20 protein-coding genes are annotated in these 16,588 nt (G+C 52.9%); 15 read left to right on the top strand and 5 right to left on the bottom strand.

Features of this window, described 5'->3' with window-relative positions; all coding sequences use genetic code 11:
* The first annotated feature begins 172 nt into the window (after positions 1-172).
* From ulaA to OGY18_RS21555, 6 genes are read left to right on the top strand one after another with little or no spacing between them, the layout of a single operon-like run.
* The gene (gene ulaA, locus OGY18_RS21530; RefSeq protein ID WP_003830456.1) at positions 173-1,570 is read left to right on the top strand and encodes a PTS ascorbate transporter subunit IIC; all 1,398 of its coding nucleotides are present in this window, start codon (positions 173-175) and stop codon (positions 1,568-1,570) included.
* 15 nt (positions 1,571-1,585) lie between these two features.
* Positions 1,586-1,891 carry a PTS ascorbate transporter subunit IIB gene (gene ulaB, locus OGY18_RS21535; protein ID WP_003025655.1) on the top strand — a complete coding sequence of 102 codons (306 nt, stop codon included), beginning with the start codon at positions 1,586-1,588 and terminating at the stop codon, positions 1,889-1,891.
* Positions 1,892-1,901: 10 nt separating this feature from the next.
* A complete protein-coding gene (ulaC, locus tag OGY18_RS21540; protein ID WP_003830454.1) occupies positions 1,902-2,369 on the top strand; it encodes a PTS ascorbate transporter subunit IIA in 468 nt (155 codons plus the stop codon).
* Positions 2,370-2,381: 12 nt separating this feature from the next.
* On the top strand, positions 2,382-3,032 hold the full coding sequence (gene ulaD, locus OGY18_RS21545) for a 3-keto-L-gulonate-6-phosphate decarboxylase UlaD (protein WP_286554306.1): 651 nt from the start codon (positions 2,382-2,384) through the stop codon (positions 3,030-3,032).
* A 9-nt stretch (positions 3,033-3,041) separates the two neighbouring features.
* Positions 3,042-3,896: an L-ribulose-5-phosphate 3-epimerase gene (locus OGY18_RS21550; protein ID WP_003830452.1), complete on the top strand. Its 855-nt coding sequence runs from the start codon at positions 3,042-3,044 to the stop codon at positions 3,894-3,896.
* Positions 3,896-4,582, top strand: a complete 687-nt coding sequence (locus tag OGY18_RS21555) for an L-ribulose-5-phosphate 4-epimerase (protein ID WP_286554307.1) — start codon at positions 3,896-3,898, stop codon at positions 4,580-4,582. Before OGY18_RS21550 ends, OGY18_RS21555 begins: the two co-directional genes overlap by 1 nt.
* Before the next feature lie 131 nt (positions 4,583-4,713).
* On the opposite strand, the gene yjfY is transcribed toward OGY18_RS21555, so the two are convergent.
* On the bottom strand, positions 4,714-4,989 hold the full coding sequence (gene yjfY, locus OGY18_RS21560; RefSeq protein WP_003025668.1) for a DUF1471 family protein YjfY: 276 nt from the start codon (positions 4,987-4,989) through the stop codon (positions 4,714-4,716).
* 299 nt (positions 4,990-5,288) lie between these two features.
* Here yjfY and OGY18_RS21565 point away from each other — a divergent pair, with 299 nt between their 5' ends.
* From OGY18_RS21565 to OGY18_RS21595, 6 genes are all read left to right on the top strand, one after another.
* Positions 5,289-6,053: a TSUP family transporter gene (locus OGY18_RS21565; protein WP_003830447.1), complete on the top strand. Its 765-nt coding sequence runs from the start codon at positions 5,289-5,291 to the stop codon at positions 6,051-6,053.
* A 158-nt stretch (positions 6,054-6,211) separates the two neighbouring features.
* Positions 6,212-6,607: a 30S ribosomal protein S6 gene (gene rpsF / locus OGY18_RS21575; protein ID WP_003025672.1), complete on the top strand. Its 396-nt coding sequence runs from the start codon at positions 6,212-6,214 to the stop codon at positions 6,605-6,607.
* A gap of 6 nt (positions 6,608-6,613) precedes the next feature.
* Positions 6,614-6,928, top strand: coding sequence for a primosomal replication protein N (priB, locus tag OGY18_RS21580; protein WP_003025674.1), 315 nt, complete (start codon positions 6,614-6,616; stop codon positions 6,926-6,928).
* Positions 6,929-6,932: 4 nt separating this feature from the next.
* Positions 6,933-7,160 carry a 30S ribosomal protein S18 gene (gene rpsR, locus OGY18_RS21585; protein ID WP_000135199.1) on the top strand — a complete coding sequence of 76 codons (228 nt, stop codon included), beginning with the start codon at positions 6,933-6,935 and terminating at the stop codon, positions 7,158-7,160.
* A 41-nt stretch (positions 7,161-7,201) separates the two neighbouring features.
* The gene (gene rplI, locus OGY18_RS21590) at positions 7,202-7,651 is read left to right on the top strand and encodes a 50S ribosomal protein L9 (RefSeq protein ID WP_003025676.1); all 450 of its coding nucleotides are present in this window, start codon (positions 7,202-7,204) and stop codon (positions 7,649-7,651) included.
* A 142-nt stretch (positions 7,652-7,793) separates the two neighbouring features.
* Positions 7,794-8,717 (top strand): DMT family transporter, encoded by a 924-nt coding sequence (locus OGY18_RS21595; RefSeq protein ID WP_148362538.1) that lies wholly within the window; start codon positions 7,794-7,796, stop codon positions 8,715-8,717.
* A gap of 64 nt (positions 8,718-8,781) precedes the next feature.
* Here the strand turns inward: OGY18_RS21595 and OGY18_RS21600 are convergent, their stop codons facing one another.
* Positions 8,782-9,432, bottom strand: coding sequence for a LysM-like peptidoglycan-binding domain-containing protein (locus OGY18_RS21600; RefSeq protein WP_148362537.1), 651 nt, complete (start codon positions 9,430-9,432; stop codon positions 8,782-8,784).
* A gap of 219 nt (positions 9,433-9,651) precedes the next feature.
* Between OGY18_RS21600 and bamJ the strand changes: the two genes are divergently transcribed.
* Both bamJ and cycA read left to right on the top strand, forming a co-directional pair.
* Entirely contained in the window at positions 9,652-10,272 is a 621-nt protein-coding gene (bamJ, locus tag OGY18_RS21605) for a BamJ family beta-barrel-assembly machinery protein (RefSeq protein WP_032934269.1), read from the top strand.
* 308 nt (positions 10,273-10,580) lie between these two features.
* Positions 10,581-11,990, top strand: coding sequence for a D-serine/D-alanine/glycine transporter (gene cycA / locus OGY18_RS21610; RefSeq protein WP_003830438.1), 1,410 nt, complete (start codon positions 10,581-10,583; stop codon positions 11,988-11,990).
* 158 nt (positions 11,991-12,148) lie between these two features.
* Here cycA and ytfE read toward each other — a convergent pair whose 3' ends face one another.
* Positions 12,149-12,811, bottom strand: coding sequence for an iron-sulfur cluster repair protein YtfE (ytfE, locus tag OGY18_RS21615; protein ID WP_286554310.1), 663 nt, complete (start codon positions 12,809-12,811; stop codon positions 12,149-12,151).
* A gap of 244 nt (positions 12,812-13,055) precedes the next feature.
* On the opposite strand from ytfE, the gene OGY18_RS21620 reads away from it, so the two are divergent.
* Complete coding sequence (locus tag OGY18_RS21620; RefSeq protein WP_003830435.1) at positions 13,056-14,627, top strand: methyl-accepting chemotaxis protein; 1,572 nt, start codon at positions 13,056-13,058, stop codon at positions 14,625-14,627.
* Between the two features lie 68 nt (positions 14,628-14,695).
* Here OGY18_RS21620 and OGY18_RS21625 read toward each other — a convergent pair whose 3' ends face one another.
* A complete protein-coding gene (locus tag OGY18_RS21625) occupies positions 14,696-15,661 on the bottom strand; it encodes a DMT family transporter (RefSeq protein ID WP_063941648.1) in 966 nt (321 codons plus the stop codon).
* Between the two features lie 76 nt (positions 15,662-15,737).
* Positions 15,738-16,562 carry an AraC family transcriptional regulator gene (locus OGY18_RS21630; RefSeq protein WP_286554313.1) on the bottom strand — a complete coding sequence of 275 codons (825 nt, stop codon included), beginning with the start codon at positions 16,560-16,562 and terminating at the stop codon, positions 15,738-15,740.
* Positions 16,563-16,588: the final 26 nt, after the last annotated feature.

Consider the following 16,588-nt stretch of genomic DNA (forward strand, 5'->3'; position numbering starts at 1 on the left):
CGTGTATGAATTTGAAGTAAATCCACTCTGCAAGTAAGAGAATTATTTGCGTACTTCATCACATTTAATCAAATTCAATCTTGTTGTGATTACTTTTGAAAATTAGAGTGAGGGCACAACATCCTGGGCATCTGTAATGAATGTTCAGCAACTTCGTCTACTGGAGATCGTTATGGAGATCCTCTACAACATCTTTACCGTCTTTTTTAATCAGGTCATGACCAATGCACCGTTGCTGTTGGGTATTGTGACCTGCCTCGGCTACATCCTGTTGCGTAAAAGTGTCAGCGTCATTATCAAAGGCACGATCAAAACGATTATCGGTTTTATGTTATTGCAGGCAGGGTCGGGCATTCTGACCAGCACGTTTAAACCGGTGGTGGCGAAGATGTCTGAGGTTTACGGTATCAATGGCGCGATCTCCGATACCTATGCCTCCATGATGGCAACCATCGAACGAATGGGCGATGCATACAGTTGGGTAGGGTACGCCGTACTGTTAGCGCTGGCGCTGAACATTTGTTACGTACTGCTACGGCGTATTACCGGCATTCGAACCATCATGCTGACTGGGCACATCATGTTCCAGCAGGCGGGGCTGATTGCTGTCTCTTTCTACATCTTTGGTTACCCGATGTGGACCACCATCATCTGTACCGCGGTGCTGGTGTCGCTCTACTGGGGCATTACCTCCAATATGATGTACAAACCGACGCAGGAAGTAACTGACGGTTGCGGTTTTTCCATCGGTCACCAGCAGCAGTTCGCCTCCTGGATTGCTTACAAAGTCGCGCCGTATCTGGGTAAGAAAGAGGAGAGCGTAGAAGATCTCAAGCTGCCAGGCTGGCTGAATATCTTCCATGACAACATCGTTTCCACCGCGATTGTGATGACCATCTTTTTCGGGGCGATCCTGCTCTCTTTCGGCATTGATGTGGTTCAGGCGATGGCGGGTAAAACCCACTGGACGGTGTATATCCTGCAAACCGGTTTTTCGTTTGCTGTCGCTATCTTCATCATCACCCAGGGTGTACGTATGTTCGTTGCTGAACTTTCAGAGGCGTTCAACGGTATCTCTCAACGTCTGATCCCCGGCGCGGTGTTGGCTATCGACTGCGCAGCCATTTACAGCTTTGCCCCCAACGCGGTGGTCTGGGGCTTTATGTGGGGCACCATCGGCCAACTGATTGCGGTAGGTATTCTGGTTGCCTGCGGCTCTTCCATCCTGATTATCCCTGGCTTTATCCCGATGTTCTTCTCGAACGCCACCATTGGCGTATTTGCTAACCACTTTGGCGGCTGGCGCGCGGCGCTCAAGATTTGCCTGGTGATGGGGATGATCGAAATCTTCGGCTGCGTTTGGGCGGTGAAACTCACCGGTATGAGCGCCTGGATGGGCATGGCGGACTGGTCAATTCTGGCACCGCCGATGATGCAAGGCTTTGCCTCCATCGGCATTGTGTTTATGGCCGTCATTATTCTGATTGCACTGGCTTATATGTTTTTCGCAGGACGCACGTTGCGCGCTGAGGAAGACGCAGAAAAACAACTGGCAGAACACTCTGCTTAATAAGGAGTTCCGATTATGACCGTACGTATTCTGGCTGTGTGTGGCAATGGGCAGGGCAGTTCCATGATCATGAAAATGAAGGTGGACCAGTTTTTAACCCAGTCAAATATTGACCATACGGTAAACAGCTGCGCCGTGGGTGAATACAAAAGTGAACTGAGCGGCGCGGATATCATCATCGCCTCTACGCATATCGCCGGTGAGATTACCGTTTCTGGCAATAAATATGTCGTTGGCGTACGCAACATGCTGTCTCCTGCCGATTTTGGGCCAAAACTGCTGGAAGTGATCAAAGCGCATTTCCCGCAGGACGTGAAGTAAGGGGCGGCATATGAAATTACGTGACTCGCTAACAGACAATAATTCCATCCTTTTGCAAGCCGAGGCCAGTACCTGGCAGGAAGCGGTAAAGCTTGGTGTGGATCTGTTGGTTAAGGCCGATGTGGTTGAACCACGCTACTACCAGGCCATCCTTGATGGCGTTGAGCAGTTTGGCCCGTACTTTGTGATTGCGCCTGGCCTGGCAATGCCGCACGGCCGTCCGGAGGAAGGGGTCAAGAAAACCGGTTTTGCGCTGGTGACGCTGAAATCACCGCTGGTGTTTAACCACGAAGATAACGACCCGGTCGATATTCTGATAACGATGGCGGCAGTTGACGCCAACACACATCAGGAAGTGGGCATCATGCAGATCGTGAATCTCTTTGATGACGAAGCCAATTTCGACCGTTTACGCGCCTGTCGCACCGCGCAGGAAGTGTTGGATTTAATTGATAACGCCACTGCGGCGGCTGTTTAAAAGGATACCAAAATGTTATTACCTATGTTGCAGGTTGCGCTGGATAACCAATCAATGTCTTCTGCGTATGAAACGACGCGTCTGATTGCCGAAGAGGTCGATATCATTGAGGTGGGAACTATTCTTTGCGTGGCAGAGGGTGTGCGCGCCGTTCGCGATCTGAAGGCGCTTTATCCGCATAAAATTGTGCTGGCGGACGCCAAAATTGCCGATGCGGGAAAAATCCTCTCCCGCATGTGTTTCGAAGCCAACGCTGACTGGGTCACCGTCATCTGCTGTGCGGATATCAACACCACCAAGGGGGCACTGGAGGTAGCGAAAGAATTTAACGGCGACGTGCAGATTGAACTGACCGGTTACTGGACCTGGGAGCAGGCCCAGGAATGGCGTGACGCAGGGATTGGGCAAGTTGTGTATCACCGCAGTCGTGATGCGCAGGCGGCGGGCGTGGCGTGGGGAGAAGCGGATATCAGCGCGATCAAACGCCTGTCCGAGATGGGCTTTAAAGTCACCGTCACCGGCGGTCTGGCGCTGGAAGATCTGCCGCTGTTTCAGGGAATTCCGATTCACGTATTTATTGCCGGTCGCAGCATTCGCGATGCCGCCTCTCCGGTGGAGGCGGCCCGTCAGTTCAAACGTTCTATCGCCCAGCTGTGGGGATAAGGAGCGACTATGTTGTCGAAACAGGTCCCGCTCGGTATTTATGAAAAGGCACTCCCCGGCGGGGAGTGCTGGCTGGAGCGTTTGCAGCTGGCGAAGGAACTGGGCTTTGACTTTGTCGAAATGTCGGTTGATGAAACCGACGCTCGCCTGGCGCGTCTTGACTGGAACCGCGAGCAGCGACTGGCGCTGGTGGCCGCTATCGCCGAGACAGGGATACGGGTACCGTCCATGTGCCTGAGCGCTCATCGTCGTTTCCCGCTTGGTAGTGAAGATGATGCGGTACGCGAACAGGGGCTGGAGATCATGCGTAAAGCCATTCAGTTTGCGCAGGATATCGGTATTCGCGTTATTCAACTGGCGGGTTACGACGTTTATTACCAGCAGGCCAATAACGAAACGCGTCGTCGGTTTCGCGATGGGCTGAAAGAAAGCGTAGAGATGGCGAGCCGTGCACAGGTGACGCTGGCGATGGAAATCATGGATTATCCACTGATGAATTCGATCAGTAAGGCGCTGGGATACGCCCACTATCTCAACAATCCGTGGTTCCAGCTGTATCCCGATATCGGCAATTTGTCGGCGTGGGACAACGATGTGCAGATGGAGCTGCAGGCGGGAATGGGTCATATCGTTGCCGTACACGTGAAAGATACCAAACCCGGTGTATTCAAAAATGTGCCGTTTGGTGAAGGGGTTGTCGATTTCGAACGTTGTTTTGCGACGCTCAAACAGAGTGGGTATTGCGGGCCATACCTGATTGAGATGTGGAGTGAAACGTCGGACGACCCGGCACGTGAAGTGGTGAAGGCGCGCGACTGGGTGAAAGCGCGTATGGCCAGCGCCGGTCTGGTGGAGGCGGTATAATGCAAAAACTCAAACAGCAGGTTTTTGAGGCCAATATGGATCTGCCGCGCTACGGGCTGGTGACGTTTACTTGGGGTAATGTCAGCGCCATCGACCGCGAACGCGGGCTGGTGGTGATTAAGCCCAGCGGCGTCGACTACCATACAATGACAGTGGACGACATGGTAGTTGTGGATCTGCACGGCAACGTGGTGGAAGGACGCTATCGTCCTTCTTCCGATACCGCCACCCATCTGGCGCTGTTTCGTCGCTATTCCTCTCTTGGCGGCGTGGTGCATACCCACTCAACCCACGCGACGGCATGGGCGCAGGCAGGTCTGGCAATACCCGCGCTCGGTACGACGCATGCGGACTACTTCTTTGGTGATATTCCCTGCACCCGGGCGTTAACTGAAGCGGAAGTTCAGGATGAGTATGAGCTGAATACCGGCAGAGTGATTGTTGAAACGCTGGGGGAGGTGGAACCTTTGCATACGCCAGGCGTAGTGGTGTACCAGCATGGCCCGTTTGCCTGGGGCAAAGATGCTCACGACGCGGTACATAACGCGGTGGTGATGGAAGAGGTGGCAAAAATGGCATGGATTGCGCGCGGTATTAATCCGGCGCTCAGCCCCATCGACAGTTATCTGATGAATAAGCACTTCATGCGTAAGCACGGCCCAAATGCCTATTACGGGCAGAAGTAGGAATAAACGTTCCGGAGCCAACTCTTCATGGGGATGAGATCGGTCTGGCTTCGGGATTGTTTTGCAAAAAAAGCCCCCAGTGAAGGGGGCAAGTTAAACTGTGGCAATGTTCTCGTTGGTTATTTCTGGTGTTAACGATAAATATCTGCACTGGCGTGCATATTTCCGTTACTACCGGGTTCCCTGGTGAGGATCACGTGGTAGTAGGTTGCGCCTTGCGCATCGGTCTCTTCATTCAGGGCCTGAGTGGCTTCACTTTCAGTGGCGAAGTTATGATTTATGTAAATGACGCCTAAGCTCTGCACATCATCCATGTTCCTGGCCTGATGGTTATCAATTTTGATGGCTGCCGTTGCATTTGCACTGAGCAAAAGCACAGCCAGAAGGGTCAAAACACGGGCTCGCATATGTACCTCCTCGACTGCGGTCTCTGGTTGCCTCTCTCCTGTGAGTGATTAACTTCTGATGTAATTTTAACCGCTACCAGCGCAGTCGATAGCGACCATTTCTGATGCAGTTGTTCAAAAAATTACCGCATAGCCATCTTTTCTTTAATTAACAGTCTGCTGGTGTATACCGCTGCGGTGAAAAAATACCTGCCTTTCGCGCATAAGCTCTTACCAAATAGTCAATTTAATCGGGTGAGTACGCCGTTTATAGTGAGCCGGATAAGTAATATAACTTTATGATAATAAGGCAAAAACTTATGGATACTTCATTCATGGATTTCAGCTATTTCGTGGTTATGTTTATGGTCGCGCTGGTGGCTGGCTTTATTAACGTGGTGTCGGGCGGTGGTGGATTTCTCTCTATTGGCGCACTCTTAATTTCTGGTTTACCCCCGGCTAATGCGCTGGCAACCAATAAAATTCAGGCTCTGGGTAGCTCTCTGACCTCTGGAATTTACTTTTTACGCCGGGGACATATCAACGTGCAGGAGCACAAGTATGTGTTTTTATCTGCCTTTATCGGTTCTGCGCTGGGAACGACGCTTATCCAGTTCATTGAACCGGAACTGCTGAAGAAACTGCTCCCAATCCTGATTATCGCAGTCGCCATTTACTTTATTTTTGCGCCAAACCTTAGCGAACCGAAAAGAAAGCAGCAGGTATCCCTGTTTCTCTTCTCGTTGATCGGTGGGGGATGTATTGGTTTTTATGATGGCTTTCTCGGTGCTGGGGCAGGTTCCTTTTATACCCTCAGCTATATTCTGCTGTGGGGATACAGTATTGATAAAGCGCAAATCCACTCGAATTTTATTAACCTGGCGTCGAACATCGCCTCGATTTTGTTCTTCATTTTCGGTGGTAAAATGATCTGGTCGCTTGGGCTGGTGATGTTTGCAGGGCAATCCCTTGGCGCACGTCTTGGTGCGACAGTCGTACTGACGCGCGGTAAGAAAGTCATCCGACCCATGATTGTCATTGTCTCCATTTGTATCAGCATCAAAATGCTGCTGGATATGTATTAATAGCGACATGATAAATAATCGTACAAGCACCTTGAGTTTACCTGCTGACGCCAGTATTATGACGCGTCATTTTTCAGCCGACCTTTAACACGTTCCTTGCCTCCATGGGCCTCGGCTGACCCAGACAGGAGGCTGAATAATCCGTAAGGAGCAATTCGATGCGTCATTACGAAATCGTTTTTATGGTCCATCCTGACCAGAGCGAACAGGTTCCGGGTATGATCGAACGCTACACTGCTGCCATCACTGGTGCAGAAGGCACGATCCACCGTCTGGAAGACTGGGGCCGCCGTCAGCTGGCTTACCCGATCAACAAACTGCACAAAGCTCACTACGTTCTGATGAACGTTGAAGCGCCGCAGGAAGTGATCGATGAGCTGGAAACTACCTTCCGCTTCAACGATGCCGTTATCCGCAGCATGGTTATGCGTACTAAACACGCTGTTACCGAAGCATCTCCGATGGTTAAAGCGAAAGACGAGCGTCGTGAACGTCGCGATGATTTCGCTAACGAAACCGCAGATGATGCTGAAGCTGGGGATTCTGAAGAGTAATTTCTGATGACCAACCGTCTGGCGTTGTCCGGCACTGTGTGCAGGGCCCCCCTTCGAAAGGTCAGTCCATCAGGAATTCCTCATTGCCAGTTCGTGCTTGAGCATCGTTCTGTGCAGGAGGAAGCCGGGTTTCACCGGCAGGCGTGGTGCCAAATGCCCGTTATTATTAGCGGACACGAAAACCAGGCCATTACTCACAGTATAACGGTCGGTAGCGCAGTGACCGTTCAGGGGTTCATCTCTTGCCACAAAGCAAAGAACGGCCTGAGCAAAATGGTTCTGCATGCCGAGCAGATTGAATTGATAGATTCTGGAGACTAGCCATATGGCACGTTATTTCCGTCGTCGCAAGTTCTGCCGTTTCACCGCGGAAGGCGTTCAAGAGATCGACTATAAAGATATCGCTACGCTGAAAAACTACATCACCGAAAGCGGTAAGATTGTCCCAAGCCGTATCACCGGTACCCGTGCAAAATACCAGCGTCAGCTGGCTCGCGCTATCAAACGCGCTCGCTACCTGTCCCTGCTGCCGTACACTGATCGTCATCAGTAATCGGTCACGGTCCATTAATACGACTTTGAGAGGATAAGGTAATGCAAGTTATTCTGCTTGATAAAGTAGCAAACCTGGGTAGCCTGGGTGATCAGGTTAACGTTAAAGCGGGCTATGCTCGTAACTTCCTGGTACCACAGGGTAAAGCTGTTCCTGCTACCAAGAAAAACGTTGAATTTTTCGAAGCGCGTCGCGCTGAGCTGGAAGCTAAACTGGCTGACGTTCTGTCCGCTGCTGAAGCTCGTGCTGAGAAAATCAACGCACTGGAAACCGTAACCATCGCGTCTAAAGCTGGCGACGAAGGTAAACTGTTCGGTTCCATCGGTACTCGCGACATCGCTGACGCTGTAACTGCAGCTGGCGTTGAAGTAGCTAAGAGCGAAGTTCGTCTGCCGAACGGCGTTCTGCGTACCACTGGCGAGCACGAAGTGAGCTTCCAGGTTCACAGCGAAGTGTTTGCTAAGCTGACTGTAAACGTAGTTGCAGAATAAGTTTTTATTCTGATGACCGCGTAAAAACGCCGGCCCTGTGCCGGCGTTTTGCTTTTCTGTTCCCCCGCTTTTCTCTCTGGCTATTCTTTATCCTTTTCGGGATAATCAAAAAAATAAAACATTATTTCAAAGTGGTGATGGAATGGAACCAACGCACCAACCTCTGTTTGCGCGTAAAAATGTTGTCTACCTGAGCGCGGCGTTCTGCTGCCTGCTGTGGGGGAGTGCCTATCCGGCGATCAAAAGCGGATATGAGATCTTCCAGATTGCCACGGATGACATTCCCTCAAAGATTGTCTTTGCCGGATATCGCTTTCTGTTTGCGGGATTATTGCTGCTACTGCTGGCGGTAGCGCAGCGTAAACCGATTGGCCGGTTAAGTCCGCGTCAGTACGGCCAACTCACGCTGTTGGGGCTAACGCAAACCTCGCTGCAATACATCTTCTTCTACATTGGCCTGGCGTTCACGACGGGAGTGAAAGGGTCCATCATGAATGCGACCGGGACCTTCTTCAGCGTGCTGCTGGCCCATTTTATCTACCATAACGACAAACTGAGTTACAACAAAGCGCTGGGCTGTATTCTCGGCTTTACCGGCGTAATGGTGGTGAACTTTAGCAGCGGAATGGATTTTAGCTTCAGCCTGTTAGGTGACGGCTCAGTAGTGATGGCAGCTTTTATTCTCTCTGCTGCCACGCTATATGGAAAACGTATTTCTCAGACGGTGGACCCGACGGTAATGACAGGGTACCAGTTGGGCGGTGGCGGCCTGGCGTTGGTTATCGGCGGCTACGCTTATGGCGGCACGCTAACCGTACACGGTGCATCTTCGGTGGCGATTCTCGGCTACCTGACGTTACTCTCTTCGGTCGCTTTCGCCTTGTGGAGTATTCTGCTCAAGCATAATCGCGTGGGGATGATTGCGCCGTTTAACTTCCTGATCCCGGTTTCGGGAGCAGTACTGTCGGCAATATTCCTCGGTGAAAACATTCTCGAATGGAAATATGCGGTAGCGCTGGTGCTGGTGTGTTCGGGGATCTGGTGGGTGAACAAGGTGAAACGCTGACGTTTCACCTTGATGCCTGATGGCGCTATCGCTTATCAGGCCTGGAATCGCGGGGTCACAGCGCTTAACGGGCGCGGATAAAACTGCCGTTAGGCTGGCGGGTAAACAGTACTTGCTGACCATTCCCGGTATCAATGGTTAATCCCGTCACCACGCCATTGGCATTCTGCCTGATCTGTATCATCTGACCGTCTTTCAGATTGCTCAGTGGTTTTCCGGCGCCTTCAACCTGTGCCATCGCATACACATCGGTTGGCGGGAGGTTATGGTCACGGAATACCTGCGCCAGCGTTTTACCTGAGTCTACGCGATAGGAGCGCCACTGCTGGTCAATTCCGCTATCCTGTTGGAAAGGTTGTGTCTGCGGCTGAGATTGCTGGACCTGAGGCTGCGCATCAGGTTCTCCTTCCTGGATTGGCTCTGGCGCAACCGGAGCGACCTGGCCGGGATCGTTTTGCGGCGGGACAAGCTGTGCCTGCAGCTGAGCCTCGGTCGGTGGCTGCGACTGTGACTGTAAATCCAGCTGGGCAGTACGCGTCACCACAGGGGCATCGCTGGTGTCACTGGAAGGGAGCAGGAAACCTATCACCAACACAATAGCAGCAATAATAATGCCGCGGCGGTGCATAGGCGGTAGCGGGTCCATAATGCGAAAATTGTCCGGTGCATGCCAGATTTTCGCCAGGGTTGGTTTTAATTCAAAGCGCCCGGGCATGGCTTTCCTCCTGCTCCGCGTCTCGTTCCTCGATCATAGAGTATAGATGGCTAACGCTATGATGTTCGTCATATTACCCGCTTTCGTGACGTCAACGCGGGATATTCCTATTGTTTATGTTTCCTCGCGATTTGTCATCTGTTCCCGAGACAAAGTTTTACCGGATGCGGCATGGCTGATATGCTGCCCGCTACTTTACATCCGATGAAAGGAAATATGATGGCTAACCCGACTTTTGACACTATCGAAGCGCAAGCAAGCTACGGCATTGGTTTGCAGGTAGGACAACAGCTGAGCGAATCCGGACTGGAAGGACTGTTGCCTGAAGCGCTGGTAGCGGGTATCGCTGACGCGCTGGAAGGTAAGCACCCGGCAGTGCCGGTTGATGTTGTGCATCGCGCACTGCGTGAAATCCACGAACGTGCTGATGCAGTTCGTCGCGAGCGTTTCCAGGCTATGGCGGCTGATGGCGTCAAATATCTGGAAGAAAACCGTGAGAAAGACGGTGTGAACAGCACTGAATCTGGTTTGCAGTTCCGTGTTCTGACCCAGGGTGAAGGTGCTATTCCGGCACGTACTGACCGCGTTCGCGTGCACTACACCGGTAAGCTGATCGACGGTACCGTGTTTGACAGCTCTGTCGCACGTGGCGAACCAGCTGAATTCCCGGTTAACGGCGTAATCCCAGGCTGGATTGAAGCGCTGACCCTGATGCCGGTAGGTTCCAAATGGGAACTGACTATTCCTCAGGAACTGGCTTACGGCGAGCGTGGCGCTGGTGCGTCCATTCCTCCATTCAGCACGCTGGTGTTCGAAGTTGAGCTGCTTGAGATCCTGTAAGCAGTGACTTCTGTTCCCCCCGAAGCCGGGGGGAGCAAAAAAATAGCGTGAAAAGCTATAGTTACGTCGTTGTCGATATTTTATCTTGCAAATGCCCCATCAGCGTGTATTTTTGTGAGCTGATTCGCGCTATCAGAGTGATATGACACTCACTTTAAACATTAAATTAACATTATATCTAAATCTTAGTATTCATCCCGCCAATTCTTACCTAATATCGATGAGTCCTGATAACAGGATCGTCGTATCATAGACACACTAAAGGCCGTAGAGCCTGAACAACACAGACAGGTACAGGAAGAAAAAACATGGTAGATCAGGTAAAAGTCGACACCGCTGAAGAGGCGTCGTCTGAACAGTCGCTACGGCGCAATCTCACAAACCGTCATATTCAACTTATTGCCATTGGTGGCGCTATCGGCACCGGCCTGTTTATGGGCTCCGGTAAAACTATCAGTCTCGCCGGACCGTCGATCATCTTTGTGTATATGATCATCGGTTTTATGCTGTTTTTCGTGATGCGTGCAATGGGTGAATTGCTGCTCTCGAATCTGGAGTACAAATCGTTTAGTGATTTCGCCTCTGACCTGCTCGGGCCATGGGCCGGGTATTTTACCGGTTGGACCTACTGGTTTTGCTGGGTCGTTACCGGAATGGCAGACGTTGTCGCGATTACCGCGTATGCGCAATTCTGGTTCCCCGAACTGTCAGACTGGGTCGCCTCGCTGGCGGTGATCGTGCTGCTGCTGAGCCTCAACCTCGCCACCGTAAAAATGTTCGGTGAGATGGAGTTCTGGTTTGCGATGATCAAAATCGTTGCCATCATCGGCCTGATTGTCGTCGGTCTGGTGATGGTGTTGACGCACTTCCAGTCGCCAACCGGCGTTCAGGCATCGTTCACGCACTTGTGGAATGACGGTGGCTGGTTCCCGAAAGGTCTGAGCGGCTTCTTTGCCGGCTTCCAGATAGCGGTGTTCGCGTTTGTGGGTATTGAGCTGGTGGGTACGACCGCAGCGGAAACCAAGGATCCGGAAAAATCGCTGCCGCGCGCCATTAACTCGATTCCAATCCGTATCATCATGTTCTACGTGTTCGCGCTGATCGTGATTATGTCCGTTACGCCGTGGAGCTCGGTAGTGCCAACCAAGAGCCCATTCGTTGAACTGTTTGTGCTGGTTGGTCTGCCTGCTGCGGCGAGCCTGATCAACTTTGTGGTGCTGACTTCAGCTGCCTCTTCTGCAAACAGCGGCGTGTTCTCTACCAGCCGTATGCTGTTCGGTCTGGCGCAGGAAGGCGTTGCGCCTAAAGCGTTTGCCAAGCTGTCTAAACGCGCAGTTCCGGCGAAGGGTTTAACCTTCTCCTGTATCTGTCTGCTGGGCGGCGTGGTGATGCTGTACGTGAACCCGAGCGTGATTGGCGCCTTCACCATGATCACCACCGTATCGGCGATTCTGTTCATGTTCGTCTGGACCATCATTCTTTGCTCATACCTGGTGTACCGCAAGCAGCGTCCTCACCTGCATGAAAAATCAATCTACAAGATGCCGTTAGGCAAGCTGATGTGCTGGGTATGTATGGCGTTCTTCGTCTTCGTACTGGTACTGCTGACGCTGGAAGATGATACCCGTCAGGCGCTGATCGTCACGCCGCTGTGGTTCATCGCGCTGGGTCTGGGCTGGTTGTTCATCGGTAAGAAACGTATGGCAGGTACGCGATAATCGCTAAGCAGTGAGATGTAGGCCGGATAAGGCGTTTACGCCGCATCCGGCATATGCCGCCGGCGCTGCGTTTATCAGGTCTACGTTCTGACACAAAAAAGGCCACATATGCAGTGGCCGAATTCGGACTTCAGAAAGGCGCTCTCGGGCGCCTTTTTTTATTCACCTGCGAGGGCACGCGGGAACAAAACATTGTTTTCCAGGCTGATGTGTTCCATCAGGTCGTCGATCATCTCGTTAATGCCGTTATACATGGCTTTCCAGGTGGTGCAGGCCTCTGGTGGCGGCGTTACGTTATGGGTGATGTGTTTGATCACTTCCACCAGTTCACCAGCATCGTCATGTTCGCTTTCCATCACGCTGATTGGCCCCATCGCCTGGCTACCCATGCCCTGTTTGATCATCGGGAACAGGATCTGTTCTTCTTTCATCATGTGGCTGGACAGCTCTTCATGCAGCATGGTCAGGTTTTTCGCCAGACCGCGCGGTACGTTCGGTTTGTCTGCGTGAACGCGTTCAACTTTAGTGGCCTGCAGGATCAGCTCCGGCAGCTGTTCGCGGTGTCTGTCGTGATAACGCACGATGATATGGTCGATGATTTCAGCCAGAGCCACGGTACGCCAGTCTTTCTCCAGCGGCTGTTCAGCCAGCTGCGCAAGCTGCGCCTCAATAATGTCTAAATCCAGCTCTTTACGCGCGGCAGCGCGTGCCAGCGTTTGCTTACCGCCGCAGCAGTAATCCATATCGTATTTACGAAACAGGGCCGAAGCGCGAGGAATAGAGAGCGCCAGTTCACCTAAAGGTTGATCGCGATATGACATTGCCGTTACCTCATTCTCAATAATATAAGATGTATTTTAAATGCAACTTATGATAAAGGATATAACCCTTTCGGGGTGGGGTGTTTTGTGATGGACGTCACGAAAATTTCTTATCTCGTTAAGATGCTGAATCTTATTGGAAAGGAGAGGTACGGTGAAAAAAGCCGCACGACAGGATTAAATAAGCGCACGCCGCTGCCGATAGTTAGACCTCAGACAATACCTGCATAATAAAAGGCTACAGATGTTCAAACGAATCAAAGTGATAACCTTACTTATCACCGTGTTACTCGCGCTGGGCGCAATGCAGCTCATCTCCGCGGGCGTCTTTATTGGCGCACTCAATAACGATAAGCAGAACTTTAACGTGTCTCAACTTTCCAGCCAGAACGTGGCCGAGTTTACCGATGCGTGGATTAGCCTGAACCAGGCTCGCGTCACGCTCAACCGGGGCATGCTGCGTTTACAGGGAACGATGGCCAGCGAGATTAACGGCGGTCAGTTGCAGGAGCTGGTGAACACGGCAAATCGCCTGTTGGCCGAATCGAAAGATCATTACGATAAATACTACGCTCTGCCGGAAACGCCTGGGCTGGATGAGCATCTGGCCGATCGACTGGAAGAGCAGTACGGCATCTATTCTGCGACGCTGGCAAAAATGAACGTGCTGCTGGCTGAAGGAAAGCTGGAAGAGATGTTCAAGCAGAATGCCGAGCAAAAGCAAACGGCCATGCAGGAAGTTTATCGGCAATGGCGTAGTGCGCAAACGGCGCTGGCCACTGCCGGAGTGCAGGACAATGAGAGTGATTACCAGAAGATAATCTGGCTGCTGTCCGCGGTGATGCTGATTGTCGTCACCGTGATTATCGCCAGTTGGCTGGCGATGCAGCGAGTGCTGCTCAAGCCGCTCCACGAGGTGATGGGACATATTCGCCACATTGCCGCAGGCGATTTGACGCACCCCATCAGCGCCGATGGCAGTAATGAAATGGCGCTGCTGGCAAGCAACGTCCGTGACATGCAGCAGGCGCTGGCGAATACGGTCAGCGTGGTGCGTGACGGGGCCGATACCATCTATACCGGCGCGGGTGAAATCGCCGCAGGCAGTAACGATCTCTCTTCACGTACCGAGCAGCAGGCCGCCTCTCTGGAAGAGACTGCTGCCAGCATGGAACAACTTACCGCAACCGTGAGACAGAACGCAGATAACGCGCGTCAGGCGACCAGTCTGGCAAAAAATGCTTCACAAACGGCGCAAAAAGGCGGAAACGTGGTCGATGGTGTGGTGCGTACGATGGATGAAATCGCCACCAGTTCCAGCAAAATCGCGCAAATTACCAATGTTATCGACGGCATTGCCTTCCAGACCAATATCCTTGCGCTAAACGCGGCGGTGGAAGCGGCGCGTGCGGGCGAGCAGGGACGCGGATTTGCCGTGGTCGCAGGCGAGGTTCGGACGCTGGCGCAGCGTAGCGCTCAGGCGGCGAAGGAGATCAAAGCGCTGATTGATGACTCGGGGAATCGGGTCAATGCCGGCACGGCGCTGGTGCATGAAGCGGGCGAAACGATGGCGGAAATAGTTAGCGCCGTGACCCGCGTGACCGACATCATGGGGGAGATTGCCTCAGCTTCTGATGAACAAAGTCGGGGTATCGATCAGGTAGGCCAGGCGGTTGCCGAAATGGATCGCGTGACCCAGCAAAACGCCTCGCTGGTCGAAGAGTCCGCTTCCGCCGCTGCCGCGCTTGAAGAGCAGGCCGCGCGGTTGAACCAGACGGTAGCGGTGTTTAAAGTGTCGCGCCGGATGGCGGCGTAAACGCCTTATCCGGCCTACATGAGATCGTACAATCCTTGTAGGCCGGATAAGCAGCGCCATCCGGCACATTATGATTGTGAAACCACCACGACGCTCGGTTTCTGTGGCTTGGCTCTGACGGCTATCACCACCCCAACCATCAGCAGCGCAATTCCGCTAACCGTCAGCAGAGGTGGAAATTCCTCGCGCAGAATAAAGGTGTACAACAGGCCAGCCAGCGTTTCGAAGACAATCAGCGGGCCGAGGATCACCGTCGGTAATTTTTGGCTGGCGACGTTCCAGCACAATGCGCCAACCCACGAACACAATACCGCAATGGCTATCATCAGACCGATAAACACGCCCGGACGCGGACCGAAGGGCAGAGCGAAGTCCGGCGTTTGCCCGTTAAGCCACAGGCAGGCGGCAATGTAACCGACCAGAGAAACAGGCAACGTTACCAGAGCCTGGGCCGTCGCCCACATCATCGGGTGCTTATCCGGATTCTCGCGCAGCCAGCGGGCATTACGCAGCGCATACCATGCCCAACACACCACCGAGACAAGCGCCAGCGCGATGCCGGAACCATAACGCCAGCCACTAAAGTCTGGTAACCCCTGATTCAGCTCCGAGATATTCACGCACAGCAGTCCTATACCAATCAATACCAGCGCAGGCGACAGACGCCACCATGATAATTTGCCGTCACGCTGGCTGTAGAGCAGGTTAGCGAAGACCGGGATCACCACCGGTAATGTACCAATAATCATCGTGGAGACCGGTGCGCCGGTGCGCTGGATGGCGCTTGCCAGGCAAACGTAATAAATCAGATTCCCCATCATTGTTAGCGTCAGCGCAGTTACCCAGTCTTTCCGCACAAGTTGACGCAGGCGCGCACGTCCCAGCCAGGCAATCGGCAATGCGATCAGCCCCAGCGCCAGATAACGCCCCATCGACTGCAATACCGCCGGGTATTCCGGTACGATCAGCGGTCCAACAAAAATTAATCCCCACATCAGCCCGGCCAACAGGGCATACAACACACCGCTAATCATTTTTGACATCCACATCGTTTAACAATGAGTCGAGTGTAGGCAGGAAAAATGCCGCCGTATTGTATGAGATTGCTGATCAACGCCGGACGACTTGTTTCTGATAACGTACCGGCGTAATGCCGTAGCGATGGGTAAACGCGCGGGTGAGATGCGACTGGTCGGTGAGGCCGGTTGCGGCGGCGACCTCTGCGGCGGGCATACCGTAAGTGAGAAAACCTTTGGCTCGCCATAGGCGGATCGCCATCAGCATCTGGTGCGGCGTGACGTGGAAATGAGATTTAAACTGGCGCTGAAAATGCCAGGGACTCAGCGATGCAACCCGCGCCAGCTCGTCGAGCGTGACCGGATGCATATAATTATCGTGCAGATACTCGCGTACCCGTTCAAAGCGATGCGCCCCCTCCGTCAATACCGGCGCATGGCGGGCCAGTGGCTGGAACGTGTCGATCAGATCGAGTAGAAGTCCTTTTTGCGCCAGCGGATCTTCCGTGTTCCACAGGCTGTGGATCAGCGAGCAGATCTGGCGCGAGCGCAGCGGATCGTGACGCGTTACGTCATGAAACCACCAGTGGCGGATCCCGGTGACCTCTTCCAGAAGATCGGGTTCAAGATAAATCATCCGATAGCGCCAGCCGTCGGCAGTTTCAGCTTCGCCGGTATGCAGCTCATCGGGATTCATGGTAACGACGGAATGGGCGGGGGCCACGTACTGCGTGCCGCGATAGCGAAAACGTTCGGCTCCGGCTTCTATCGCGCCAATGCCAAACGCTTCATGGGTGTGCGGCTCAAAGGCGTAACGTGAGATGTGCGCATGATACAGCTCAACGCCCGGCACCTGCGCCAGATGGCGAAAGCGGGCGCTGTCTTTCTCATCAATAAACTGCTCAGGTACACCTTGCACGTTTTCTCTCCCCACGCATCATCCTG

This window comes from Citrobacter sp. Cpo142 (assembly GCF_030332425.1).
GTDB lineage: Bacteria > Pseudomonadota > Gammaproteobacteria > Enterobacterales > Enterobacteriaceae > Citrobacter > Citrobacter portucalensis.